Below are 22,852 nucleotides of genomic sequence, written 5' to 3' on the forward strand. Positions count from 1 at the left end.
GATCAGCTTAGATCTTTTTCGCTTGCTCAACAGCGTTACCGATGTAGCTATGAGGAGTCAGTTCTTTAAGTGACTGCTTAGCTTCTTCTGGCATGTCCAAAGTATCAACAAACGCTAGGATTGTCTCTTTGCTCATGTCCTGGCCACGAGTTAGCGCTTTTAGCTTCTCGTAAGGCTCTTCGATAGCGTAACGACGCATTACTGTTTGGATAGGTTCTGCTAGAACTTCCCAAGCATTTTCTAGATCTTCGTTTAGCTGAGCTGGGTTAAGCTCAAGCTTGCTAATGCCTTTCAGGCTAGATTGGTAAGCGATCAAGCTGTAACCGAAACCAACGCCCATGTTACGTAGAACAGTAGAGTCAGTTAGGTCGCGCTGCCAGCGAGAAATAGGTAGTTTCTGCGCTAGGTGGCTCATGATTGCGTTCGCAATGCCCAAGTTACCTTCAGAGTTTTCGAAGTCAATTGGGTTAACTTTATGCGGCATAGTAGAAGAACCAACTTCGCCAGCAATCGTTTTCTGCTTGAAGTAAGCCTGAGAGATATAGCCCCATACGTCACGATCGAAGTCGATTAGGATCGTGTTGAAACGAGCAACAGCATCAAAAAGCTCTGCGATGTAGTCGTGTGGCTCGATCTGAGTTGTGTATGGGTTAAAAGATAGGCCAAGGCTTTCAACGAAGTCTTTAGCGTTCTGTTCCCAGTCGATGTCAGCGTAAGCAGATAGGTGAGCGTTGTAGTTACCAACCGCACCGTTGATCTTACCTAGAAGCTCAACATTCTGAAGCTGTTTAATCTGACGCTGCATACGGTAAGCAACGTTAGCCATCTCTTTACCAACAGTTGTTGGAGAGGCAGTCTGACCGTGAGTACGTGAAAGCATTGGTTGCTCAGCAAATTCACGACCCATCTTAGCTATTTCGTCAGTTACTTGCTGCATCTGTGGAACTACAACATCAAGGCCGTTTTTCAGCATGAGTGCGTGAGAAAGGTTGTTGATGTCTTCAGATGTGCAGGCAAAGTGAACAAATTCATTAATCGCCATTAGCTCAGCGTTATCTTTGAATTTGTCTTTAATGAAGTACTCAACCGCTTTTACGTCGTGGTTGGTAGTACGTTCGATCGTTTTAACAGCCTGAGCGTCTTCAGGACCGAAGTTATCAACGATCGAGTTCAGCAGAGCATCAGCTTCAGAGCTTAACGCTGGAACTTCAGTGATTTGTGGATGCGCAGCTAGTTTTTGTAACCAACGAACTTCAACTTCAACGCGGAAGCGAATCAGGCCATATTCACTAAAAACATCACGCAGGTCAGCTGTTTTGCTGCCATAGCGGCCATCAACCGGAGAAACGGCTGTCAGTGCAGAAAGCTCCATGAATCGATCTCTACCTTTTAGGTTAAAAAGAAGGCGCGCATTATACCTGAGTCGAGTGACTTTTCGTAGGGGTATATGGATAAAGGGCGCCGCAAGTTCTAAGCTTAAATTGTCGCTACACAATATAGCTAAATTTAGCTGAAATTGAGGAGGGTAGTTATATGACTATGTCTGTTACCGGCTCCTTTGGGTCCAGCGACCAAACCAAACTGGTATTTGATGACCTGATGGCTAATGGAGTACCAAGAGAGCAAGTGTTTATAGATAAAAGCTGCAATATGGTCAAAGTATTGATAGCTGATGCAGCTGAGAGTGATATTGAAGCTATGCTTCGTAGTCATGACGCAAATGAGTTATCGGTTCGTCACGCGTAACTTTGTAATCGATACATAAAATGGATAGGTAAATAAAAAACCGGATGCTTTAGCAAGCTATCCGGTTTTTTATTTATCTAAATGGCGTGGCCTATTATGAGGTGCCCATAATTTTTTTCAGGGAAGGGCGTAGGCGTGATTTGAAGAACAGTAACTGCCAGCGTTTACCGCCTTTCTGACGCCATAGCATAGCACTACGAATACCGGCCAATAGTAATGCGCGTATCTTCGCTGCGTTTTCACTGTTTTGTAGGTGGCGCGGGTCGCCCGTTACTTGAATTCGGAAGCTAAAGCTACTGATCGTATCTTGGTAAAGACTAGCAATATTTGCTATCACATTTGGATGGCAGTAACTGCTCGCAGTTGGCTCTGTATCTGGCTGATCAGAATTAAAGTAGCGAGCTTGCTCAGATACCTGAGCTAAACGTTGCGCGACTTTATTCAGCATCTCTGGATCGCTACTAAGCTTGCGCTCAAGGTGCATCATGCTTAGTGCGTAGCGAATCACATCTTTGTTATGTTCTGCTCGCGGCTTATCAATCAAATCTCTTAGGTTTTGCAGACCTAAGTGTAGATTGAAAGGTAGGTCGTGAGCGCCGCCATAGATCTCTTCTGTCGATGCAGGGTTTAACTGCATGATGCTATAGACCGATGTTTCTAAGCTGTCTTGCGCAACCATGCCTCTCGTTGCAATTTGTTCAACGAGAGCGGCTGCTTGAAATAAACCAGCTAGGCCCAGCGCTTGTTCGTCATGCTGTCGTGACATTGGGGCCCCCTAGTCGTCTTTGCCTGTATGTTCGATAACACCGCCGCCCAAGCAGATATCTTCGGCGTAGATAACCACGGATTGGCCCGGTGTGATGGCGCGCTGTGGTTCTGCAAAGCGGATTAGGTAACCACTGTCACCATGACGTTCGATCGTGCATGCCTGATCGGTCTGACGGTAACGTACTTTGGCAGTGCAGCTATATGGCAATGCAGGTTCTTCATTATTGATCCAGAAAATTTCATCAGCTGTAAGCCAATCGGTAAATAACAGATCATTTTGTTTACCTTGAACTGCGATTAAAACGTTACGATCAAGATCTTTACCTGCTACGAACCATGGCTCTTCTGGGTAATCTTTAAGACCACCGATCTGAAGCCCTTGGCGCTGTCCTATTGTGTAGTACATCAAGCCAGAATGCTCGCCAATCACATCGCCCTTAGGTGTTTCTATTTTGCCTGGCTGGGCCGGTAAGTACTGCTTGAGGAAGTCGCTAAATCTGCGCTCGCCAATAAAGCAGATACCGGTACTGTCTTTCTTGTTGTGAGTGATTAAGTCATGCTCTTCAGCAAGTTTACGAACTTCAGGTTTTTCTAGTTCACCTACAGGGAAGAGGGTCTTTTCAATTTCGACCTGACCTACTTGATGCAAGAAGTAGCTCTGGTCTTTATTTTTATCTAGCCCTTTTAACAGACGAGTCTTGCCATCACGATCGCCGCGGCGAACGTAATGACCGGTTGCGATGTAATCAGCACCAAGTTCGACTGCATATTCAAGGAAGGCTTTAAACTTGATTTCGCGGTTACACAAAATATCTGGGTTAGGGGTGCGGCCAGCTTTGTATTCTTCTAGGAAATGTTCAAATACATTATCCCAGTACTCAGCAGCGAAGTTGGCTGTGTGCAGATGAATGCCAAGCTTGTCACAAACTGCTTGGGCATCAGCGAGATCTTCTTTGGCGGTACAGTATTCAGTGCCATCATCCTCGTCCCAGTTTTTCATGAACAGGCCTTCTACTTGATAGCCTTGTTGCATTAATAGTAATGCTGAAACGGATGAATCTACGCCGCCGGACATGCCGACGATCACTTTGGTATTGCTGTGATCAGTCATGTATTTATTCAGTTAATTGCTATGTTCGTGTATCAGATCTAAAGGGTATTGCTTACCGGCTAGGTAATCATCAATACATTTCAAAACCATTGGGCTACGAAGTTTGTCCGTATGAGCGACAATCTCGTCGCGTGTCATCCAGACAGCGCGAATGATACCTTCATCGAGTTCACGCTCTGGTTCGTGCTTAATCGCTTCGGCATAGAAGCAGGCACGATGATAGGTTGTATTGTTATTACCGGATTTATAGACGTAAAACCCTGTTAAATATTTAGGGCTTACATGCCATGCAGACTCTTCTAATGTTTCTCTGCATGCAGCTTCTATAAAGGTTTCGCCTTCTTCAATATGACCCGCAGGCTGATTGAAAACTATTTCACCTGAAGATCTTTCTTCTACCAAAAGGAACTTGCCTTCCATTTCTACGATGACAGCAACTGTTGCGTGTGGATGCCAATCCATCATATTCCTCGGTAATTACTCCAATATTTATTGGATAGATGACTCAAAAATTAGTTCGACACAATACCATCAAACCAGTGTTTTTAATAGGTTATAAGCCCATTGAGCATTGCTTCTTTAATAGCTTTTGGTGGTATGATTTCAATATCTATTTAGAGAGGAATTACCATGGCAACAACTCAAGTGATTGTCGCTACAGACAATTTTGATATTGGCGCGCTGTCAGAAGGTGTAAGAGCTGATGATGCGACTAGTGGGGCCATAGTCACTTTTACTGGAATCGTTCGCGAATTAGAGATAGCTGACAATCAGCTTGATGCATTGTTTTTAGAGCATTACCCAGGCATGACGGAGAAAGCGCTTGAGAAGATTGCTACGCAGGCGCGTGAACGCTGGGAGCTCGGCAACATCGTAATTTATCATCGTGTTGGCCGTTTAGACCTTAACGAGAATATCGTTTTTGTAGGGGTGGGTAGCGCCCATCGCGTAAATGCATTTGAAGCAGCGCAATTCATCATGGATTACCTAAAGAAAGATGCTCCTTTCTGGAAGAAAGAGATCTCCAATGAGGGGGAGCACTGGGTAGAGCAAAAAGAGAGTGATCTTAAAGCCGCTGACTCTTGGTAAATACGGCAGAAATAAGGGGGTACGCTGATGGTAACTTGTTACTTACGCTATGTGATCGATCCGGACAAAGTTACTGAATTCGAGCATTATGCAAAACTATGGATTCCACTGGTTAACAAGTTCGGTGGTCAGCATCATGGCTATTTCCTGCCGTCTGAAGGGGCTAACAACATCGCGCTAGCGTTGTTCAGCTTTCCTAGTCTCGCTGCTTATGAACAATACCGGATAGACTCCTTTAAAGACTCTGAATGCATGGCTGCATTTGATTATGCCAAGCAGACTAAATGCATTCAGAGTTATGAGCGAAGCTTCTTTAAGCCTGTGTTTGGAAACTGATCTGTGTGCTGGTTAAGCCCAGTGCACGCAGTTACGTCCATTTTTCTTGGCTTTGTATAGAGCTTGGTCTGCCTTTTCGAGCAGCATGTCATCTGTACGCGTCAGATCATTTAACTCCGCAATACCAAAAGTCGATGTTACCGATGATTTAAGTGTATTGGCTTCCTGAAAGCATTGTCGAATGCGCTCTGTAATCTCTGCAGCCTCTTCAGAGGTTGTATCAGGGAAGCAGATAACAAATTCATCTCCTCCAAATCGGCCTACAAAATCGCCTTTCCTAATGTTGTTACGCAGTATTTCAGCAAATGAAGTTAAGATATTGTCTCCAGCAAGATGGCCTAAAGTGTCGTTTACCTGTTTGAAGTGGTCTAGGTCGCATACACAAAGGCTTAATGGCGTCTCTTGGTCTTCTGCTTGTGACAGTGCTTGGTTTAACTCTTCAAAGAAATGACGTCGGTTATATAGATCGGTTAGAGGATCATAATTGGCAAAGTAACTGATCTTTTCGATCGCTTTTTCACGGCTTTTCATAATTTGGCTAATCAGCATCAGCATGATGGTACCGAGAGAGAAAACGAACAGAGTAAAGATCACGACACCTTTTATTATTTGAGCTTCGTGCCTTTCAACTGCGTGTGCAGAATTTTGAGTGAATCTTTGAAGTTCGTCCCTTAGGGAAATCAATTCCTCGGTTAAGTCTTTCTCCTCTTTAGTCAAAAGGGTTATGAGTTCAGGAGGATAAGCTTCATGGCTCTCTACATTGTGGGATATCATTTGTAGAACTTGATTTTGGTACTGATCATGCTCAGTAATGATTTGCTGAAGAAGCTGATCAATTTTAGACATTTTGAGTCGAGTAATCTCCCGAGGGGACTGCAGCATAGGCTTTAACATTGATTGCAATTTCTCGGTTGTTTGAGAAAAACGATCGCCTGTTCGAATAAAACTGTTTTTGAGTATCGGTACCACTTTGTTGCGATGAATTGGCTCTAACTGATGTAGCTTCTCGATCAATAGTGTTTGTTCAAATTGCCGATCAATCAAAGGAAATAGCTCTGCCACAAGAGGTATGTCTTTATTGGCTACTTCGTAAAACTCAGCTTTTACTTGATTCATCTGCCAGTAGGAAAATGCACCATTAACAAGAATTAAGATCGCAATTACCGATGCAAGCAAAAAAATCAGTTTGTTTTTTTTCTTATGATTTTCAGGGAATTTCATTAGCTTTAATATCCGACGTAATTAGTGGCTAGCTGGCTGAAGAGAAGTATTATCTATGCAATCTATTCTGAACTAGAAAGCTTAAATAAACCTTAAATATAGGAATAAAATTTAACATTATTAATGGCTTATCGGTGAGAGGTCAGACTCCGCTTGTTTTCTCAGTCTCTGCGTTAATCTCTGGAATAGTCCCGATTTAAGACTCCAGATATGCCAATAAAGGGGGACTTCAATAAACCTTCCAGGGGTCATATCAACTACTTTTCCTGAAGCCTGGATCTCTTTACTTTGCTGATCGGGAACCATGCCGCATGCGTGGCCGCGAATAATGATATTGAAAAACGATTCAGTCGACGGAATACGGTGTTTCGGATATTCGTTGGGGCCAATCTTAAAATTGTCCTTTAGATATCTATTTTGAAGTTCGTCCTTATTATTAAATTCAGCAACAGGGGCATTGTAAAAGCCTTCCGTTTTTATACCGTCTGGAAAATATTTATTGATGTAAGTAGGGCTAGCAAGGCAGCGATAGATCATTGCGCCAAGTGGAATACAACTGCAGCCTTGCATTGGTTTTGGGTTAGAACTGATGCACCCGATCACTTGACCTGTTTTAAGAAAGTGATGAGTCTGATCTTGATCATCCAGTTTTAGATCTAGAAGAATTTTTTCGTCATTAAGCAGTGGTTTAACCGCGTCTAAAAACCAAGTAGCCAAGCTATCTGCGTTTAAGCCAATAGAAATTTTCGTAAAACCATCGGATTGCTCAAGTGAGATCTGTTCCTGTAGTTCTGCTTGTAGCAGAGATACTTGGTGGTAATGCTTCAGTAACAGCTGCCCAGCCGTTGTCGCTTGTATTGGCGTATTTCTGATTATCAGCGTTTGTCCAACGCTGTCCTCTAGCTGTTTTAAGCGCTGGGATACCGCTGATTGAGAGATATTGAGCTTCTCTGCGGCCTTATCAAAATTTCCTTCTTCGAGAATGGCTGCAAGTGCTTGGAGCTGTTTGTAATCGAGCATTAGAAAAACTTATCAATCATTAGAATTATTAGTTTTACTGGCTAGTGAGATTCTAGCACTATGCCTGCCATTATTCAGGGGGGCAGTATGGTATCCATTTTCACAGGCGCGGCTTTGGCAGCATTGATAAAGGGCTTGGCTACAAGTGCAGGTCTTATTGTTGCGATGGGAAGCCAAAATACCTTTGTCTTTACTCAAGGTTTACGTCGTCAGTTTCACTGGCCGATTGCAGCCTTGTGCGCACTGATAGATATGCTTTTGATCGCTGTTGGCGTGGCAGGGATGGGCATCCTAATCGCACAATCAGAGAGCTGGATGTTCGCAGCTCGGATCGGCGGGGCTGTATTTCTGTTTGTATATGGCGCTCAGTCCCTGCGCAAAGCTTTAAAGCCACAGGTCTTTAAAGCAAATGAAATGGCGTTGGGTGGTTTAGGTAAAGCGTTGATTGTTACTTTGGCGATTACACTGCTCAATCCCCATGTGTATTTAGATACTGTGGTGCTTTTAGGGAGTATCGGAGGGCAATACCCAGAGTCTGAGAGAGTTTGGTTTGCTATCGGTGCGATGGGGTTCTCATGCATTTGGTTTTGGCTGCTAGTAGCTGGTGCGAAGGTATGTCAGCCGATATTTAATAATCCAAAAGCATGGCAGGTTATGGATTTGTTCATTTGGGTAACCATGTGGGCCATCGCGGTAACGCTGCTCTGGCCCATCATGTTTAGTCATTCGGGTTAATGCTGAGGGTCTAAATCTTTTGGCTTTTCATTCGGCCAATGCTGGTGGCGATTAAAGCGTTTTTCCATATAGCGGAATAAAAACACCAAAAGGGCACTGATAATTAGATAGATAACACCGGCTGCGAAGAATATTTCGAGTGGCGTATAAGTTCTGGCGATGATTGTGCGTGCCATACCCGTTAGATCGAGTAGTGTAATTGTGCTGGCTAGGGCACTACCTTTAAGCATTAGGATTACTTCGTTACCATAGGCAGGCATCATAATGCCAAATGCGCGAGGTAGGATGATACGACGCAGCATAAGCGGGTAGCTCATACCTAAGGCTTTAGCGGCTTCAATCTCGCCTTTAGGGATAGATTGAATAGCGCCACGGAGTATCTCAGCGATATAAGCCGCAGTATGGAGCGCAAAGGTGATGATGGCACACCAGTACGGTTCTTTAAGAATAGGCCAAAGCGCAGAGTTTTTAATGAATTCAAACTGAGATGCGCCGTAGTACACCAAGAAGATCTGTATCAGCAGTGGCGTGCCACGGAAAAAGAAGATGTAAGCAAGAGGAAAGGCTTGTAGCCAAGGGCGTTTAGAGATACGCATCAATGCCAATGGTACCGCAAGCATTAAACCGATAAACCCAGAAAAGAGGACAAGCTCAAGGGTCAATAAAGTGCCTTCTAAGAGGCGAGGGTAGTTTTCAAAAATGACATCCCATTCCCAACTCATGCGCGTGCTCCTTTATAACCGCGATTAGCTTTTCGCTCTAGGTAATGTAAGCCGATCATTGAGATTGAAGTCATTAGGAGATAAACCACTGCTGCGGCTAAGTAGAAAGTGAAAGGCTCTTTGGTATTGCCAACGGCAACGGTGGTTTGGCGCATAAGTTCGTTAAGACCTATAACAGAAACCAGTGCTGTATCTTTTAAAAGAACAAGGAATAGGTTGCCTAAACCGGGTAAAGCTAAGCGCCAAACTTGTGGCAAGGTGATACGACGAAAGGTTTGGAAACCCGTCATACCAAGAGCAATAGCCGCTTCCTTTTGGCCTTTAGGTATTTCTTGAAGTGCACTACGGAAGACTTCAGTGGCATATGCACCAAAGGCGATACTTAGTGCGATTACACCGGCTACAAAAGGACTTAGCTCTATATATTCGTCATAACCGAACAGGCTGGCGATCGCCATCAAAACGGCAGATGACCCAAAATAGATTGTCAGGACGAGTAGTAACTCAGGCATGCCCCGAATAAACAGGGTATAACCATTACCAATAGCGTTAGCAACTTTGTATTTAGATAGCTTTGCGCTTGCACCTAAAACCCCGAAAACAAGGCCAATGACTAAGCTGCAAATAGCTAATTGAACGGTTATCCAAGCGCCACTGATTAAGAGGTGCCCAAAGCCCTGAAGATCCATATAGATATACCTGATGAAACAGGAAAAGCAGGTTTTATCCTGCTTTTCCCTAGTTTTCAGTGTTTAAGCTTAGTAGATAGAGAATGGGAAGTACTTAGCGTTAATCTTTTCGTAAGTCCCGTTCTCGATAATCGCTTTTAATGCTTGGTTGAACTTCTCTTTCAATTCACCATCGCGTTTACGGACTGCGATAGCGATCTTGTCGTTAACATCGATCTTATCGCCACGAAATTCGAAGTTTTTACCTTCTTCGGTTTGCAACCAATCGTAAGCAGGTAGTTTGTCTGAAAGGATCGCATCCAAACGGCCGCTCGCTAGATCTAGGTAAGCGTTACCTTGAGTGTCATATAGTTTGACTGAAGCTTTGTCAGAGTAGTTATCTTCTAGGTGCTGGCCTGCAATTGTTGCACGTTGTGCACCAATGGTTTTGCCTTTTAGGGCGTTTGGATCGAAATCGCCATCTTTACCGCTGACAAAACCAAGAGAGTTTGAGTAGTAGTGATCAGTAAACGCTACAACACGTTGACGCTCTGGTGTGATTGAAAGGCTGGCAATGATTGCATCGTACTTACGTGCTTTTAAGCCAGGAATGATGCCGTCCCAATCTTGAGCTACGATTTTGCAGTCAGCTTTCATCTCTTCACAAAGTGCTTTAGCAATATCTACATCAAAACCTGCTAGTTCGCCATCAGCATTGATTGTGTTGAAGGGCGCGTATGCTCCTTCAGTAGCGATACGGATTTTATCGCCAGCAAAGGCAGGAGCTGCCAGAGTAGAGACAACAAGTGCTGTTGTTGTAATTAATTTCTTAAATCCCATCTTATGATCCTCGCGGAATATTTATTGTTAGTTGCAGGCTGGATTAGAAATGGCTGCTTAAAAATGCTTTGCAGCGTTCAGATTTAGGATTGGTGAACACCTCATCAGGTGTGCCCATCTCCTCAATTTGGCCTTCGTGTAGAAATACAATTTTGCTGGATACTTCACGGGCAAAACGCATCTCATGGGTGACGATCAACATCGTGCGTCCTTCAGCTGCGAGTTCTCGCATAACATTTAGAACTTCTGCGACAAGTTCTGGATCAAGTGCAGAGGTTGGTTCGTCAAAGAGTAAAACTTGGGGTTCCATCGCTAATGCGCGTGCGATAGCGATGCGTTGCTGTTGGCCACCGGATAGCTGGTTAGGATAGCTATCTCGTTTGTCGTATAAGCCCACTTTTTTAAGATAGGTTTCTGCTTTATCTCTAGCAGTTTGCTTATCTTGTTTAAGGACATGAATAGGGGCTTCCATGATATTTTCGATCACGGTCATATGAGGCCATAGATTGAAGTTTTGAAATACAAAACCAATCGATGCGCGGATTCGTTCTAACTGCTTTTGATCCGCGGTTTGCAAACCTTCATCTTTGGTTTGCTTAAGCTTTAATGGCTCAGATGCAAAACTGATGCTTCCTGCGGAAGGGGATTCAAGTAGGTTAAGGCAGCGTAAGAAAGTACTTTTACCTGAGCCGCTAGACCCCAAAATTGAGATCACATCGCCAACTTCAGCTTGTAGTGAGATGCCTTTAATAACCTCCAAAGCGCCATAGCTTTTATGAAGGTCTTGTATTTCCAGAGCGAGCTTTGCGTCAGCCATAAAACCGGTACTCCAGTGTACCTTTTTAAACGAAAGCGGCGAATTACAGCAAAATCAGATAGTGTTCGCAATGGCAGATTGATCAAATGATCATGAATAAATTTGTTAATCTATACATGTCTGTAGCCCTTTAAATACGGGGCTTGTGGTGTATTAGTGGATTCTACTGTTTGAGCCGTTTTAATGGGATTCATTGCTGATCAATCTGCCAAAGACAGGTAATTCCACTAAACTAATTTTAGGCAAAAAATTTAAGGAAATTTGATGATTGTGGATATAAATTGTACAGATGTAATCCGAGAGGATGAGGTTGTTGCTCTGTATAAGGCTAATGAGTGGTCATCTGCTGAAAAACCAAAAGCGCTTTTAGCAGCATTAAGAAATTCACATAGTTTAATTACTGCTCGGATCGATGGTAGGCTAGTTGGCTTAGCCAATGCAATCTCAGATGGGCATCTCGTCGTTTATTATCCGCACATGCTGGTGGACCCAGATTTCCACCGTTGTGGCATCGGTAGCAAGATTATGCAAGCGATGAAAAAACGTTATAAAGGTTTCCACCAGCAGATGTTAACGGCTGATGGAAATGCGATTCGGTTTTATAAATCCTTAGGGTTTGAGAAGGCTGGGGAAACGTCATCCATGTGGATCTATGAAGGAAACGAGCACTAAGCGTCATTCTTAGCCATCATAGCGATAGCCAATACCATGGACGGTAGTGATTATCTGCGGTTGTTTGGGATCTACTTCAATCAGTTTTCTTAGCTTGGAAATGTGTTGGTCTAGTGTCCTGCTACTTGGTAGATAATTTCGGCCCCAGCAGAAATCAAACAGCATATCTCTTGTTACGACCTTGCCTTGTTCTTGATAAAGAAGCTCAAGTATTTTTACATCACGCAGGGTTAGCTCAATCTTATTTCCATCGCGTTCAGCGCGCATTTGCTCAGGGTAAACTACGAGATCAGCCAGCTCGAATTGATTATTCGCGGTTTGGGTTGGCGATCTATCTTTCGGTGAGCAGCGGCGTATCACGGCTCTAATACGCGCGATCACTTCTCGAGTGCCAAAGGGCTTTTTGATGTAATCGTCCGCGCCTAGCTCTAAGCCAAGCACCTGATCAATCTCCTCAGATTTGGCGGTAATAAAGATAACAGGAACTTGTTCATCTAACTGGCGGATTTTTCTGCAGGCGGCATAACCGTCTAACTCTGGCATCATAATGTCGAGTAAAACCAGATCTGGATGATGTTGAGCAAACAGCACTAGCGCATCAGCCCCATTAGACGCTTCAATGCAGGTGTAACCTTCATCTTCTAATAGATCACAAAGCCCAAGCCTAATATTTAGATCATCTTCAGCGATCAGAATTTTCATTGTTTGGGCTCCCTGTGATGACTATCAGGTGTATGTAGCTCTAGACGGAAACAGGTGCCAAGATCGCTAGGAATAATCACCAGATCACCACCGTGTTTTCTAGCCATCTCTCTGGCAATACTAAGACCAATACCAGTGCCAGATACACCGTCACTTAATTTATTACTGATGCGGTAGAAAGGAGAGAAAACGCTCTCCCAAAGGGATTCAGAGATCCCTTCACCGGCATCTTCAACTTCTATATAGCTTTGCTGGTTATCGCTGTAACAGCGGATCAGTATGGCACCTGTTTGAGGTGCATACTTTTCACAATTGCTGAGTAGGTTATTTAGAATTTGCTCAATACAGTTCTGATCTAACATGACTTGTTTATCGCATTGCAGATCTAATTCAACAGACAGACCATGTTGAGTTAAAGAGGGCATAAACACATCGACTGTATGTTCAACACACTCTTTTAATGTCCCGGGTTGTAGGTGCAGGGGCTTTGGTTCTTTACCAAGCTTTGAGAAGGTCAGTACGTTTTCTATTAAGCGTGAAAGACGCTGACTTTCACTATTAATCACAGATAGGTAGCGCTGAGCTTTGCTATCTTCGTCATCAAGCTTTCTTTCAAGCATCTCAGCATACATCCGAACATTCGTCAGGGGCGTTTTTAGCTCGTGGGAGACTTGGTTAACAAAGTTTACTCTTTGTTCGGCTAGGCGCGTTGTTCTGGTGTGTTCTCTATAGATCAGCCAAGCAAGGATTAATAATCCAGAAAGTGTGATCGAGAGAATGGATAGTTTCTCAATCCAGTTTGAGGTTGGCTGGGCAAGGTTAGGGGAGTAATACTCTAATTTCCAACTACCAAGAGGATGACTTAGCGGCAGGCTATCCAGCGGTTTGAACTGCTGAGTCTCGATTGTGGCATCGCCCCATTCGTAATGCACTTCACCACGACTGTTGATCAGAGCAATCGCTTGATTGCTATTGTCTTGCTCATTACTGGAAGGTAGTGAGTTGATTAGATCTGACAGCAATCGAGCACTGTTAATAGAAAAGCCTAATAGCGCACCCTCTGAATCTTTACGCCAATAGATATGTTGCAGCTGACTGTTATTAAACCAAGCGATCCAACCCGAATCGATAAACGATATAGAAGGCATTGAGGCCAAAGACTCTGCAGAGGATATAGCAATCTCGGCTACGCTATCTGCTGCAATATTAGAAGCTAGTTGGCTTGGAGCTGACAGCTCGATCCGTTTTGATTCTGGGGCAGCTTTAAGTTGTGCGCTATACGGGCTAGCTGCAAGATTTATCTGCTCAGGTGCTTTGTTTTGAATTTGGAATATATCGGGTGATGAACGTAGGCGTTTAGTTGATTGTAAAAACGCAATTTCACTTGGGTTCTTGGATGATTCTGATGGAAACAGCGTAGAGCCTTCAGAGGAGATCACAAATACCTGTTCTATATATGGGCTAGATTGGCTGAGGTCCTTTAGTGTTGCTTCTGGGTATTGAGTATCTTTGCTTTGCAGTAGCAATTCGGATTCAGCATTGAACGCTTGCTCTAAGCTTTGGAAGTGATTCTGGAACTGTTGATCGATCTCTTCGAGTTTTATTTCAACCAACCCTTCGATTTGATGAGAGAGAAGGGCTTGTTGATTTGTTTCCAGACGAGCCGCTAACCAACCTAGTATAACGACAGGGATGAGTATCAGGCTGATTAGCAATAGGATCGTCTTATTCACAATAGATTCTCAGTTACCTAGGCGGTTAGTAGCTTTGCTGTTTAGCGCGTTTATATTGACGTTCTTTAAGCTCTTTACGTTTTTTACCCCATTCTTGTTCATCATCAAGCTCTTCTGCGTCTTGTAGCGCTTCTGCTTTCTGCTCTAGCAGTTTAGGGGAGGCTAGAGAGGTACCTAAGTTATCTAGATAATCAGCGCTTTGCTGCAAAATAGATTTAGCACCTTCAATATCGCCTTGGTCACGTTTTTGTACTGCTTCACGGTTTAGTTCGTTGGCAACCTGTTCTGCTGCAGCTTCATAAGTACGGGTATCGATTGCATCCTTAGCTTCTTGCTCGGAACGAGTAAAATTTGCTGCAACCGAGCTAGAAAGAGCTTCTTTTCGTTTGTTTAGAAGATCTAAGTAGTTTACATCGACATCGACTAAGTTGATGCTGCTCTTATCCTGTTGTGACGGTACTTCTACCTCGAGGATAATAAACTTCTCTTGCTCGCTATATAGTTGGTTCAAACGTGTTTTAACCATATTGCCTTCGATCTCAGCTTCACGGCCGATAATGCGCAAAGGTTTTACACCGTTTAAGCAACGAATCTGGATATCAACGCCTTGAGCAACCACGGACAAGACATCGCCAAATTCGTATTGGAATACACGTGCTAGGTCGTCAGCATTCTCTACAAAAGCATGGTTACCGTCACTAAAACCTGCAAGCTGAGTCATTAAGTCCTCGTTGTAGCCAAGGCCTAGACCTATAGTCGTTACACTCATACCTTCTCTAGCTAAAGAGAGACCTAGCTTACCCAACTCATTCGGTGTGCTTGGTCCTACGTTGGCTAAGCCATCGGAAAGTAGAATGACACGGTTAACTTTATTTAAATCGAGAAACTTACGTAGTTCTTGTGCGCCTTTGCTGACACCGGCAAATAGCGCAGTGTTACCGTGGGCTTGGATCTTATTGATTGCGCGAGCAATACTGTTGCTATCGCTAACCTTTGTCGCTGGTACAACAACATTAACGCGGTTGTCGTAACTCACAATAGAAACAATATCGTTTTGATTTAGGCGATTGATTGCCATGATCGCGGCTTCTTTTGCGCGATACAGCTTATCGCCCTGCATTGAACCGGACTTATCTAGAACAATCGCAATATTGGCAGCTACACGTTGTTGCTGACTTTCTTGTTTAATCCCCTCTAAAGAGATTTTGATAAATGCATTGTGGTTTTGCTCAGCTGTCATCACGGGCGTTGCTAGATTGATATTAAGATCAACCTGTTTGGCGGTAGCGGTTTGGCTGAGTAGAGGTCCAGCAACAGTAAGCAGTGTTGCTAGCAGAATTTTGGGTAGGCGGTGCGCTTTCATGATTTTCGTCCTTTATTAACCTTAATCACATGCTGCAAATTTAGGTCAGTTCCGCCTATAGAAAGTCAGATAGATTTATAGAAGTTGTAAAAGATTTGTAAAAACCTCGCAAGCTGTTTGTTACAAACCGTTTGGTCTAAGGGTGATTTAGATCAGTATCCTAAGTTAATAGTTGATACATAATAAAAGTTACGCTGTAAAAATAACTATAATCAGGAGCTTCATATGACGCTCACCAGTGAACTTATTTGGCAAGACCAACAGCATCAAGTCCTGTTTGAACTGATCGATGAGATCAAGGCGGAGCAGGTTGATGTATCCACTTTTACGCGCTTACATGATTATGCCGATCACCATTTCTGCTTAGAAGAAGCGTACATGCAAACGCTGAACTATCCTGACTTCGGTGTACATCTTCAAGCCCATAATAAATTTCGAGCTGAACTTAAAAAAATGCTGGATGACCATCACACCTATGATGCACAGCTAAGAGATATGCTCTCTGACTTTCTTACTGAGTGGCTGAAACGCCATATCTTCGGTGTAGATAAGAAGCTTGAAGCTTACATAATGGAATCCAAAGTTAAATAAGCTTCTATTAATCATATGTTAAGGTCTTGTGTTCGTGGTACGCATGTTTTAAGTTCGAACCTTCATCATTTTCTGTGAGTCGGACAATGCCATTAATCTGTATAAAATCTTTACCCTTCGAAGATGAATGCGATATCCCAAATATGATTAAAGGGATAACTACAGATCTTGCTCGTGCCACAGATGTCAGTATCGAACATATCACAGTCACGTGGGAATACATTCCTTCACGTCACTATGCTGTAGCGGGCCTAATGCCAGCTAGTCAGCCCCAAAATGGCAGTCATCCTATTCTTGTTGACCTTCATGCCCCAAGCTTCCATAAAATGGATAGTGTTGAAGCGATGATGGAATCTGTGGCTTTCTCTATATCCAAACGTAGCGGCGTCTCTTACAGCAATATATTTATAAACTACCGTAAAGTCGCTTCTGGCCACGTTTTCGATCACGGGGATGTGGTTCGTTGGAAATAATACTCGAAGTTTAATTTGATTATTTGTTGGGAGGGCTGGGTGTCGTGCATCTAACAGATTTATGATACTACTGCTTAAATACAAAAAAGGCCGTACTTTCAAGATACGGCCTTTTAGAAAAAGCTTAAAAATTATTTGATATTACTAGTGCCAAATACTTCTACGAAGCGCTCACCTTTGGTGCCTTTAATATCTGCTATGCCGCCAATATGCTGTGCTTTAGATCCAAAGAACGATGCGTCTACAGTACCTGAAGCTATGTTTTTAGTTGCGGTAACTTTACCTGCTAAATCAACACCTTTGAAAGTACCTTTTGCAATGGCAAAAGCTGGGGCGTTATTTGGATTGAAACTACCACTCCAAGATTTCTTTCCGAAATCTAAGGTAAGTTCTACTCCACCTCCAAAGCCCATGAATCCCCCAGAATATACAGCTGTTCCGGCTCCAGAAAGTACTTGTGTTACTGCATCAATGCTAGCACTTTGACCGTAAATGAAATTACTGCTGTTGTTAGCTGGACTGTCTTCCCATTTGCTCCATGTTCCCCATGGTGGCGTGCCGCCTAGCCAAGTATTTTTCAGTTTTAGGCCGGATCTTGTTCTGGAGCGCTCTTGAAGGAAATCAGAGAGTGATCCGTAAAATACGTTGGAATCTTCTTCTGGGCTACTTACAGTAATAGTTTGTTGGCTTCTAAGAACAGTTTGCTCTTGAGTTATGATCTTTAAGCCGCCGCCAAGCTTAATTTTATCGATGGTTGTTTTGTCGCGGCTTAGCTTCTCAGTACTAACAAATGCGCTTTGTTCATCTTCGTAAAACGCCTGACGAGGATTGTGTGTCTGTTCTCCTGCGTCAGTACCTACAGCATAATTTAATGCATTGCTCTCTTCATCATATTCAAACTCGGTGAAATAAGCTCTTTCTGTAGAATTAGGCTGTGCATGAGCATTTGCCGAGTACCACGCTTGGTATTGACGTAAGCCTGCATTATCGATGATAGTTTCGCCTTCTGTAACTGCAGCTGTTCTGCCTGTAGACCTACCTTCAGTATTGGCAACGAAAGCATCAGAATTTATGTTGTTTTGCGGTTGTGCAAAACCACTTAGCAGAGGTAAAACTGCAGCACCAGTTACACCAGGACCTGCTGCGGTCTGGATGCTCGCACTCCATTTACCCCACCCAAAGACAGAGTCTTGGACTTCATCGTTTTGAGTTGTGGCATTTGCTGAAGCGCTAAAAAGTAACGCAGTAGTCATTGATGTAGCCAGTAAGTTCTTAGTCCACATGAGATACACTCCTTAATAGCCTCTAAAGCATGCTTGCTTTGAAGCGTCGCCATAACTGAATTTCGCGTAGTATACCTGTAAATCCATTTTCAAACACTGTACCAAGGTACAGTTAGGTTAAGGGTCAGCAAATACGGTGTTTCTGGATTGGCATTAAAACAATATTAGTGGTTTTTGTTTTTGGGGTTCAATAAATCCAATAGTTATAAGAATTGGCGATGATTAGAAGGTTGGCTATAGATGGGGGGTACTTCGGGCGGCGGCAGCATACATTGTGCGACTCAGCAGGAAATAAAGCTGTAACCTCACAATGGTAAGAACCCTATTTGCAAGAACCCTATTTGATAGTAGCTTGAATTAGTATCTGACAGTTTGAAACTAACTAAGCCGCTATTAAATAGGACTCTCGCCCTTTGTGTTTGTCTTTGCGTTTATAAGCGCCTTTACCTTTTTTAGCTTTGACCACTTGGGATTTAAAAACCTTTGAAGTGACCAATGCTGCTAAGTGATTTTGTTTGATCTTTCCTCTACCTGTATCCACCTCATGCATTGAGGATACGGTTGTTTTCGTTTTCATACCTGTGTCCTTGTTAATGTAATTTGATGTTCTCTAATTGCAGAAGCTGCATTATAACGCTGATTGGCTATAATGCGCCGCTTATTTGATAAACACTCATTTATAAGCAACAGGAATTACCGTGCAGCTGTTACGCATCGATTGTCTAGGCAAAACTTTACGTCTTGAAGGCTCAATGGCTGGATGGCAGGCACTGTATTGGGATAACCAGTTGGTGTCTCAAATAGCGGCGAGCGCTGATCCTTCTGAGACTACAGAGCACCGATTCGCGCTAATGACTGGAACAGGCGAAGAGATTGAGTGTGTTCTAACTTTGTCACTCACTTGGCAACCCTTTAATCTGGAATATGAGCTAGCAGTTGCTGATCAGAAGCTTGGAAGTGGTGAGTTAGCCGAAAAGGATATCGAAACCCAAGTGGTTGAGAATGTCGTTAAACAGCCAAATAAGATCAGCATACTAGGTATGGCATCGTTAGGCCTTAAGCTGTTTAAAAGTGCCAAAGTCATTAAGGTTCTGTTTGCTGCAGGAAGTCTGGCGGCGTATAGCTGGTTATTCTCCTTTGAATTCGCGTTAGCACTGATCCTTTGTTTGGTCTTCCATGAATATGGCCATGTGCGTGCCATGAAGCGTTTTGGTTTAAATACAAAGGGCATCTATCTGGTGCCGTTTTTAGGTGGTTTGGCTTTATCTGATGATCGTATTAACACCCGTTGGCAAGATGTCTATATCTCTATCATGGGGCCGGTATTTGGGTTATTTCTATCCGTAGTTGCTCTGGTTCTATATTGGTTGACGGATATTGAGATCTTGGCGGGTATTGCTGCCTTCAATGCCTTGCTCAATCTATTTAATTTGCTGCCGGTATTACCGTTAGATGGTGGCCACGTCCTAAAAAGTATCGCTTTTTCGGTTAACTCAGTATTTGGTCTAGTGATCTGCGTTATCGGTGCTTTAGCCGGTGTCGTAATTAGTTATTACTTTGGTATGGCGCTATTAGGCTTCTTGCTGGCTGTGGGCAGTATCGAGATTGTGCTCGAATGGAAACACCGTCACAGTAGTCAACTATTGCCATTGGCTCGTTACGGTCAGGTCGTATCAGCACTTTGGTACTTTGCTACTGTGGGTGGTTTATGTTGGGTGATCTGGATCTTAGGACAACAAGGTAACAGTGCACTTGCACTGCCATTACAAATTCTTGGAAGTTGATTATGAAGTTTGACACTTTGCCTTTGTGCGAGAGTTTAATCGAAGCGATACATACCGCAGGTTATAGCGAAGCTACTCCCGTTCAAGCTGAAGCGATACCTGTCATTCTGTCTGGTAAAGATCTCCTTGTTGGTGCACAAACAGGTACCGGTAAAACAGCAGCCTTTGCGTTGCCCATTTTGCAATCCATACTGACCGATCCTGATTTTAGTAGTGATCAAAATAAAAAGCTCAAAGCTTTAGTGTTGGCGCCCACACGAGAGTTAGCTCAGCAGGTGAATAACAGTTTTAAGAAATATGCCAAAGGAACAGGGTTTAGATCAGCGGTAGTTTATGGTGGTGTGGGCATTGGCCCGCAAGTGGATCAAATTAAGAAAGGGATCGATCTGCTGGTGGCTACGCCCGGTCGTTTATTGGATCTACATAAAAAGAAAGCTGTAAATCTTAGGCAAGTCACTCATCTAGTATTTGATGAGGCTGACCGAATGTTGGATATGGGCTTTAAAGATGAGATCAAAGCAGTTTTAAGCAAGTTGCCTAAGCGTGACGTGCAGCCTAGGCAGGTACTGCTTTTCTCGGCGACCTTAAGTGATTCCATCTATCGTTTTAGTAAAAATTTATTAGTTAAGCCCGAGCGTATCGAAGTAGATCAGCGTAATTCCTCTGCGGCTGATGTCGATCAGATCGTTTATAACTGCGACCCTGATCGTAAATCAGCGATTGTCAGTCACTTAGTCGAAAAGCATGACTGGTCACAAGTGATTGTCTTTTGTAATACAAAGCAGGGCGCTGATAAGCTAGTAGGGGCTCTTAAACAAGCGAAGATATCCGCCGATGCCATACATGCAGATCGATCACAAAAGCTGAGGGAAGAGGCTTTAGAGCAGTTCAAGATGGGACAGCTAAAAGTGCTTGTTGCGACAGATGTAGCGGCGCGCGGTATAGATATCGATAGCCTGCCAGCCGTAATCAATTACGAAATGCCATTCAAAGCAGCTGACTATGTTCACCGTATTGGAAGAACTGGTAGAGCAGGTAAGAAGGGCGTTGCTATCTCATTGTTAATAGAAGAGCAGAATCATCTATTGGAAGAGATCGAGGTCCTGCTTGATACGCGTTTACCGCAGCAGTGGTTACAAGGTTTTGAGCCGGATCTGACTCGGGAAATAGAAATTACTCGAAACAATACTAAGGCAGCGCAGAAAAGACGTGCTAAAAAGCGCGCTTTCAAGAGATAAAAAAAGCTCCGGTAGCGGACAGCATTCCATACCAGAGCTTTGGGGGACGCTTTAAATATCAAAAATCAGAGCTTAGATACCTACGCCAAGCGCTTTTACTGTGTCGATATTGATATATTTATCAGTCGGTAGCTTCTCGTCGCGCTGGAAGTTGTTTATCGCACTCATAGTGTCACTGCCTACAACACCATCAATCTGACCTGGGTTATATCCTTTTGCAGCCAAAGCGCGCTGGATATCCATGATCGTTGCTTGTGTCATATTGGTTTCACAAAGAATCGAACGCCATTCCATAAAGCCAGCTTTGTCGATTTTGCTTAGAGATACAGTTTTGTACTCTGCAGGAATCACTGTGCGTTTTTCAGAAGCAGGGGAAACTTCTTTAGTAACAGTTACAGTTTCATACTTAGCTGGAATTTCGATCTTCTTAGTTGTTGCTTCTTGCGCTACAACTTGGCGATTGATTGTTTTGTATTGGGCAGGGTGCTCAGTCAAACAGATCTGATTGCCTGTACGTGTGCTAGCAGGGTGCTCATGGTTATGAACTTCGTGCCATGTAAAGCCAACATCAGCAACTTTCTTAGTTACGGCTACGTCTTTGTACTTCGCAGGGATTGTTTTACGAATCTCACGCGCTTCAGATACCAACTCTTTAACCTTAACTGTTTTGTATACAGCTGGGATCTCGACAGTACGCGTAGTCGCAGGGCTTGCTAGAACGCGCTTAGTGATAGTTTTGTACGTAGCTGGTACTTCAACTAGACACATGATCTCGCCAGTTGCTTCATCGATCTTCTGGATTGGGCCTGTGCCTTTTTTCCAAGTTGTGTGAGCAGGTACGTCTACAACTTGCTCAGAAACAGAAGAGTACTGCGCTGGAACCTGTTCGATTCGAGAGCTAGCTTCTTTAACCAGTACTTTCTTCTCTACCCAGCGGTATTCAGCCGGTACTGTTTCAACGACATCGTAAGCTTCTTGAACAAGTACGCTTTCGTTAACCTGCTCAAACTTAGCTGGTAGATAGTGTTCGTGGAAACACATACCTGGTGTTGCTGCATTAAGATTGATGCCGTGATTAGCCGCTGCTTTCAGTAGCTCAGAGCTCGCTGGTGCACTGCCTTTGTTTAAAGCAACTAGCCATTGGGTGCCCGCTTCACGAACAAGCTTTTGTTCAGTAACGGTTTCGTATTTAGCCGGAACAGCAACCATCTTCACGCCAGCAGGCTGAACAAGCAGTTGTTCAGTAACTTTCTCGAAGCGAGCCGGAATAATATCTACCTTTTCACTTTCCTCTTTCACTAGCATCTGCTCAGTGTAGTTTTGGTAAGTAGGCTCAACCCAAACGCGGGCATAGCATTCACCAGCTTTTGCATTTGGAGGCAACAGCTCATCACCACCAGCTTGGCTACGTGCTAATGCATCTTGAGCTTGGGCTTCACGCTTAGATACTTCTTTTTCGCGTTCAAGTAACGCTTGATTGCGTTGCTCTAATTCTGCTGCAGAGTATGGGGATTGTTGTGGGTTACTCGCACTACATGCTGCAAGTAGGATAGCGCTTGATATTAGAGTTAGTTTTGCTGCACCTTTAGTTGTAATAACCATTGTTCTTCCTGAAGTTGGGTTCATTTGGACAATGGCGATTCTAAGCTCCGAACCTTAAGCTCAGCTTTATGGGATTTTTCTAATGTAATTAAAAGTAAGAAATCAAGAGGGTGGTTATGCAATAGAAAGAGAGGGGAAGTTGATTTTGTTAGGTCAGGTAATCAGATACCACAGGTAATGTGGGACTGGTTTTGCATACAGTGTTTAATCTGTTTTAAGGTTATGTCAGGATAGTACGTCAAATTGACGCTTTTTCTCGAAGCTCAAAATCTGCTAAGCAAGGAAAGCTTATGTTAATCAACTCGTTACAATTTACTTCTAATATTATTTCTTGGAGA

Annotated in this window: 25 protein-coding genes; 9 read left to right on the forward strand and 16 right to left on the reverse strand. The window is 43.5% G+C overall.

Annotated elements, in window-relative coordinates; genetic code table 11:
- Positions 1 to 7: 7 nt before the first annotated feature.
- Positions 8 to 1,372: an adenylosuccinate lyase gene (gene purB, locus ACMXYN_RS08265; RefSeq protein ID WP_415894336.1), complete on the reverse strand. Its 1,365-nt coding sequence runs from the start codon at positions 1,370 to 1,372 to the stop codon at positions 8 to 10.
- A gap of 161 nt (positions 1,373 to 1,533) precedes the next feature.
- Here purB and ACMXYN_RS08270 point away from each other — a divergent pair, with 161 nt between their 5' ends.
- Positions 1,534 to 1,746 carry a hypothetical protein gene (locus ACMXYN_RS08270; RefSeq protein WP_415881312.1) on the forward strand — a complete coding sequence of 71 codons (213 nt, stop codon included), beginning with the start codon at positions 1,534 to 1,536 and terminating at the stop codon, positions 1,744 to 1,746.
- 94 nt (positions 1,747 to 1,840) lie between these two features.
- Here ACMXYN_RS08270 and hflD read toward each other — a convergent pair whose 3' ends face one another.
- The 3 genes from hflD to ACMXYN_RS08285 are packed head-to-tail and all read right to left on the reverse strand — an operon-like array spanning position 1,841 to position 4,087.
- Entirely contained in the window at positions 1,841 to 2,512 is a 672-nt protein-coding gene (hflD, locus tag ACMXYN_RS08275) for a high frequency lysogenization protein HflD (RefSeq protein ID WP_415894337.1), read from the reverse strand.
- Between the two features lie 9 nt (positions 2,513 to 2,521).
- Positions 2,522 to 3,625 (reverse strand): tRNA 2-thiouridine(34) synthase MnmA, encoded by a 1,104-nt coding sequence (mnmA, locus tag ACMXYN_RS08280; RefSeq protein WP_415894338.1) that lies wholly within the window; start codon positions 3,623 to 3,625, stop codon positions 2,522 to 2,524.
- A 12-nt stretch (positions 3,626 to 3,637) separates the two neighbouring features.
- Positions 3,638 to 4,087, reverse strand: a complete 450-nt coding sequence (locus ACMXYN_RS08285; protein ID WP_415894339.1) for an NUDIX hydrolase — start codon at positions 4,085 to 4,087, stop codon at positions 3,638 to 3,640.
- Positions 4,088 to 4,255: 168 nt separating this feature from the next.
- Here ACMXYN_RS08285 and moaE point away from each other — a divergent pair, with 168 nt between their 5' ends.
- Both moaE and ACMXYN_RS08295 read left to right on the forward strand, forming a co-directional pair.
- Positions 4,256 to 4,714, forward strand: coding sequence for a molybdopterin synthase catalytic subunit MoaE (gene moaE / locus ACMXYN_RS08290; protein ID WP_415894340.1), 459 nt, complete (start codon positions 4,256 to 4,258; stop codon positions 4,712 to 4,714).
- A 27-nt stretch (positions 4,715 to 4,741) separates the two neighbouring features.
- Positions 4,742 to 5,050 carry an NIPSNAP family protein gene (locus ACMXYN_RS08295; protein ID WP_415894341.1) on the forward strand — a complete coding sequence of 103 codons (309 nt, stop codon included), beginning with the start codon at positions 4,742 to 4,744 and terminating at the stop codon, positions 5,048 to 5,050.
- Positions 5,051 to 5,062: 12 nt separating this feature from the next.
- On the opposite strand, the gene ACMXYN_RS08300 is transcribed toward ACMXYN_RS08295, so the two are convergent.
- A complete protein-coding gene (locus tag ACMXYN_RS08300) occupies positions 5,063 to 6,271 on the reverse strand; it encodes a GGDEF domain-containing protein (protein WP_415894342.1) in 1,209 nt (402 codons plus the stop codon).
- A 120-nt stretch (positions 6,272 to 6,391) separates the two neighbouring features.
- Positions 6,392 to 7,291 carry a LysR family transcriptional regulator ArgP gene (locus tag ACMXYN_RS08305; protein WP_415894343.1) on the reverse strand — a complete coding sequence of 300 codons (900 nt, stop codon included), beginning with the start codon at positions 7,289 to 7,291 and terminating at the stop codon, positions 6,392 to 6,394.
- An 87-nt stretch (positions 7,292 to 7,378) separates the two neighbouring features.
- Here ACMXYN_RS08305 and ACMXYN_RS08310 point away from each other — a divergent pair, with 87 nt between their 5' ends.
- Positions 7,379 to 8,026: a LysE/ArgO family amino acid transporter gene (locus ACMXYN_RS08310; protein ID WP_415894344.1), complete on the forward strand. Its 648-nt coding sequence runs from the start codon at positions 7,379 to 7,381 to the stop codon at positions 8,024 to 8,026.
- Here ACMXYN_RS08310 and ACMXYN_RS08315 read toward each other — a convergent pair.
- The 4 genes from ACMXYN_RS08315 to ACMXYN_RS08330 all read right to left on the reverse strand — a co-directional run bounded on the left by ACMXYN_RS08315 (position 8,023) and on the right by ACMXYN_RS08330 (position 11,073).
- Complete coding sequence (locus ACMXYN_RS08315; protein ID WP_415894345.1) at positions 8,023 to 8,748, reverse strand: ABC transporter permease; 726 nt, start codon at positions 8,746 to 8,748, stop codon at positions 8,023 to 8,025. The two genes, ACMXYN_RS08310 and ACMXYN_RS08315, sit on opposite strands and share 4 nt — an antisense overlap.
- The gene (locus ACMXYN_RS08320) at positions 8,745 to 9,437 is read right to left on the reverse strand and encodes an ABC transporter permease (RefSeq protein ID WP_415881303.1); all 693 of its coding nucleotides are present in this window, start codon (positions 9,435 to 9,437) and stop codon (positions 8,745 to 8,747) included. Before ACMXYN_RS08320 ends, ACMXYN_RS08315 begins: the two co-directional genes overlap by 4 nt.
- 69 nt (positions 9,438 to 9,506) lie before the next feature.
- Positions 9,507 to 10,256 carry an ABC transporter substrate-binding protein gene (locus ACMXYN_RS08325; protein ID WP_415881302.1) on the reverse strand — a complete coding sequence of 250 codons (750 nt, stop codon included), beginning with the start codon at positions 10,254 to 10,256 and terminating at the stop codon, positions 9,507 to 9,509.
- A 43-nt stretch (positions 10,257 to 10,299) separates the two neighbouring features.
- Positions 10,300 to 11,073: an ABC transporter ATP-binding protein gene (locus ACMXYN_RS08330; protein ID WP_415894346.1), complete on the reverse strand. Its 774-nt coding sequence runs from the start codon at positions 11,071 to 11,073 to the stop codon at positions 10,300 to 10,302.
- Positions 11,074 to 11,337: 264 nt separating this feature from the next.
- Here ACMXYN_RS08330 and ACMXYN_RS08335 point away from each other — a divergent pair, with 264 nt between their 5' ends.
- Positions 11,338 to 11,745: a GNAT family N-acetyltransferase gene (locus tag ACMXYN_RS08335; protein ID WP_415894347.1), complete on the forward strand. Its 408-nt coding sequence runs from the start codon at positions 11,338 to 11,340 to the stop codon at positions 11,743 to 11,745.
- Positions 11,746 to 11,754: 9 nt separating this feature from the next.
- Here the strand turns inward: ACMXYN_RS08335 and ACMXYN_RS08340 are convergent, their stop codons facing one another.
- From ACMXYN_RS08340 to ACMXYN_RS08350, 3 genes are read right to left on the reverse strand one after another with little or no spacing between them, the layout of a single operon-like run.
- Positions 11,755 to 12,447, reverse strand: coding sequence for a response regulator transcription factor (locus ACMXYN_RS08340; RefSeq protein WP_415894348.1), 693 nt, complete (start codon positions 12,445 to 12,447; stop codon positions 11,755 to 11,757).
- The gene (locus tag ACMXYN_RS08345) at positions 12,444 to 14,180 is read right to left on the reverse strand and encodes a sensor histidine kinase (RefSeq protein ID WP_415894349.1); all 1,737 of its coding nucleotides are present in this window, start codon (positions 14,178 to 14,180) and stop codon (positions 12,444 to 12,446) included. The genes ACMXYN_RS08340 and ACMXYN_RS08345 overlap by 4 nt, the downstream gene beginning before the upstream one ends.
- A gap of 25 nt (positions 14,181 to 14,205) precedes the next feature.
- Positions 14,206 to 15,543, reverse strand: coding sequence for a vWA domain-containing protein (locus ACMXYN_RS08350; RefSeq protein WP_415894350.1), 1,338 nt, complete (start codon positions 15,541 to 15,543; stop codon positions 14,206 to 14,208).
- A 225-nt stretch (positions 15,544 to 15,768) separates the two neighbouring features.
- On the opposite strand from ACMXYN_RS08350, the gene ACMXYN_RS08355 reads away from it, so the two are divergent.
- Both ACMXYN_RS08355 and ACMXYN_RS08360 read left to right on the forward strand, forming a co-directional pair.
- Positions 15,769 to 16,134 (forward strand): hemerythrin family protein, encoded by a 366-nt coding sequence (locus tag ACMXYN_RS08355; protein WP_415894351.1) that lies wholly within the window; start codon positions 15,769 to 15,771, stop codon positions 16,132 to 16,134.
- A gap of 86 nt (positions 16,135 to 16,220) precedes the next feature.
- Entirely contained in the window at positions 16,221 to 16,607 is a 387-nt protein-coding gene (locus ACMXYN_RS08360; protein WP_415894353.1) for a hypothetical protein, read from the forward strand.
- Positions 16,608 to 16,738: 131 nt separating this feature from the next.
- On the opposite strand, the gene ACMXYN_RS08365 is transcribed toward ACMXYN_RS08360, so the two are convergent.
- On the reverse strand, positions 16,739 to 17,890 hold the full coding sequence (locus ACMXYN_RS08365) for a hypothetical protein (protein ID WP_415894354.1): 1,152 nt from the start codon (positions 17,888 to 17,890) through the stop codon (positions 16,739 to 16,741).
- A 382-nt stretch (positions 17,891 to 18,272) separates the two neighbouring features.
- Positions 18,273 to 18,467 carry an alternative ribosome rescue factor ArfA gene (gene arfA / locus ACMXYN_RS08370; RefSeq protein ID WP_415894355.1) on the reverse strand — a complete coding sequence of 65 codons (195 nt, stop codon included), beginning with the start codon at positions 18,465 to 18,467 and terminating at the stop codon, positions 18,273 to 18,275.
- A gap of 121 nt (positions 18,468 to 18,588) precedes the next feature.
- Here arfA and ACMXYN_RS08375 point away from each other — a divergent pair, with 121 nt between their 5' ends.
- Together ACMXYN_RS08375 and ACMXYN_RS08380 are read left to right on the forward strand one after the other, a co-directional pair.
- A complete protein-coding gene (locus tag ACMXYN_RS08375; RefSeq protein ID WP_415894357.1) occupies positions 18,589 to 19,674 on the forward strand; it encodes a site-2 protease family protein in 1,086 nt (361 codons plus the stop codon).
- Positions 19,675 to 19,676: 2 nt separating this feature from the next.
- The gene (locus ACMXYN_RS08380; RefSeq protein ID WP_415894359.1) at positions 19,677 to 20,912 is read left to right on the forward strand and encodes a DEAD/DEAH box helicase; all 1,236 of its coding nucleotides are present in this window, start codon (positions 19,677 to 19,679) and stop codon (positions 20,910 to 20,912) included.
- 72 nt (positions 20,913 to 20,984) lie between these two features.
- Here the strand turns inward: ACMXYN_RS08380 and ACMXYN_RS08385 are convergent, their stop codons facing one another.
- Positions 20,985 to 22,514: a peptidoglycan-binding domain-containing protein gene (locus ACMXYN_RS08385; RefSeq protein WP_415894360.1), complete on the reverse strand. Its 1,530-nt coding sequence runs from the start codon at positions 22,512 to 22,514 to the stop codon at positions 20,985 to 20,987.
- Positions 22,515 to 22,852: the final 338 nt, after the last annotated feature.

Source organism: Neptuniibacter sp. PT8_73 (assembly GCF_047778045.1).
In the GTDB taxonomy this organism is placed as follows: Bacteria; Pseudomonadota; Gammaproteobacteria; order Pseudomonadales; family Balneatricaceae; genus Neptuniibacter.

Coding starts and splice junctions, on each gene's coding strand:
- ACMXYN_RS08295 (WP_415894341.1), top strand. CDS start 4,742: ATGGTAACTTGTTACTTACGCTATGTGATCGATCCGGACAAAGTTACT.
- ACMXYN_RS08320 (WP_415881303.1), bottom strand. CDS start 9,437: ATGGATCTTCAGGGCTTTGGGCACCTCTTAATCAGTGGCGCTTGGATA.
- hflD (WP_415894337.1), bottom strand. CDS start 2,512: ATGTCACGACAGCATGACGAACAAGCGCTGGGCCTAGCTGGTTTATTT.
- ACMXYN_RS08285 (WP_415894339.1), bottom strand. CDS start 4,087: ATGGATTGGCATCCACACGCAACAGTTGCTGTCATCGTAGAAATGGAA.
- ACMXYN_RS08365 (WP_415894354.1), bottom strand. CDS start 17,890: ATGTGGACTAAGAACTTACTGGCTACATCAATGACTACTGCGTTACTT.
- ACMXYN_RS08305 (WP_415894343.1), bottom strand. CDS start 7,291: ATGCTCGATTACAAACAGCTCCAAGCACTTGCAGCCATTCTCGAAGAA.
- moaE (WP_415894340.1), top strand. CDS start 4,256: ATGGCAACAACTCAAGTGATTGTCGCTACAGACAATTTTGATATTGGC.
- ACMXYN_RS08325 (WP_415881302.1), bottom strand. CDS start 10,256: ATGGGATTTAAGAAATTAATTACAACAACAGCACTTGTTGTCTCTACT.
- ACMXYN_RS08310 (WP_415894344.1), top strand. CDS start 7,379: ATGGTATCCATTTTCACAGGCGCGGCTTTGGCAGCATTGATAAAGGGC.
- ACMXYN_RS08380 (WP_415894359.1), top strand. CDS start 19,677: ATGAAGTTTGACACTTTGCCTTTGTGCGAGAGTTTAATCGAAGCGATA.
- ACMXYN_RS08335 (WP_415894347.1), top strand. CDS start 11,338: ATGATTGTGGATATAAATTGTACAGATGTAATCCGAGAGGATGAGGTT.
- ACMXYN_RS08330 (WP_415894346.1), bottom strand. CDS start 11,073: ATGGCTGACGCAAAGCTCGCTCTGGAAATACAAGACCTTCATAAAAGC.
- ACMXYN_RS08385 (WP_415894360.1), bottom strand. CDS start 22,514: ATGGTTATTACAACTAAAGGTGCAGCAAAACTAACTCTAATATCAAGC.
- ACMXYN_RS08350 (WP_415894350.1), bottom strand. CDS start 15,543: ATGAAAGCGCACCGCCTACCCAAAATTCTGCTAGCAACACTGCTTACT.
- ACMXYN_RS08360 (WP_415894353.1), top strand. CDS start 16,221: ATGCCATTAATCTGTATAAAATCTTTACCCTTCGAAGATGAATGCGAT.
- ACMXYN_RS08340 (WP_415894348.1), bottom strand. CDS start 12,447: ATGAAAATTCTGATCGCTGAAGATGATCTAAATATTAGGCTTGGGCTT.
- ACMXYN_RS08355 (WP_415894351.1), top strand. CDS start 15,769: ATGACGCTCACCAGTGAACTTATTTGGCAAGACCAACAGCATCAAGTC.
- purB (WP_415894336.1), bottom strand. CDS start 1,372: ATGGAGCTTTCTGCACTGACAGCCGTTTCTCCGGTTGATGGCCGCTAT.
- ACMXYN_RS08300 (WP_415894342.1), bottom strand. CDS start 6,271: ATGAAATTCCCTGAAAATCATAAGAAAAAAAACAAACTGATTTTTTTG.
- arfA (WP_415894355.1), bottom strand. CDS start 18,467: ATGAAAACGAAAACAACCGTATCCTCAATGCATGAGGTGGATACAGGT.
- ACMXYN_RS08270 (WP_415881312.1), top strand. CDS start 1,534: ATGACTATGTCTGTTACCGGCTCCTTTGGGTCCAGCGACCAAACCAAA.
- ACMXYN_RS08315 (WP_415894345.1), bottom strand. CDS start 8,748: ATGAGTTGGGAATGGGATGTCATTTTTGAAAACTACCCTCGCCTCTTA.
- mnmA (WP_415894338.1), bottom strand. CDS start 3,625: ATGACTGATCACAGCAATACCAAAGTGATCGTCGGCATGTCCGGCGGC.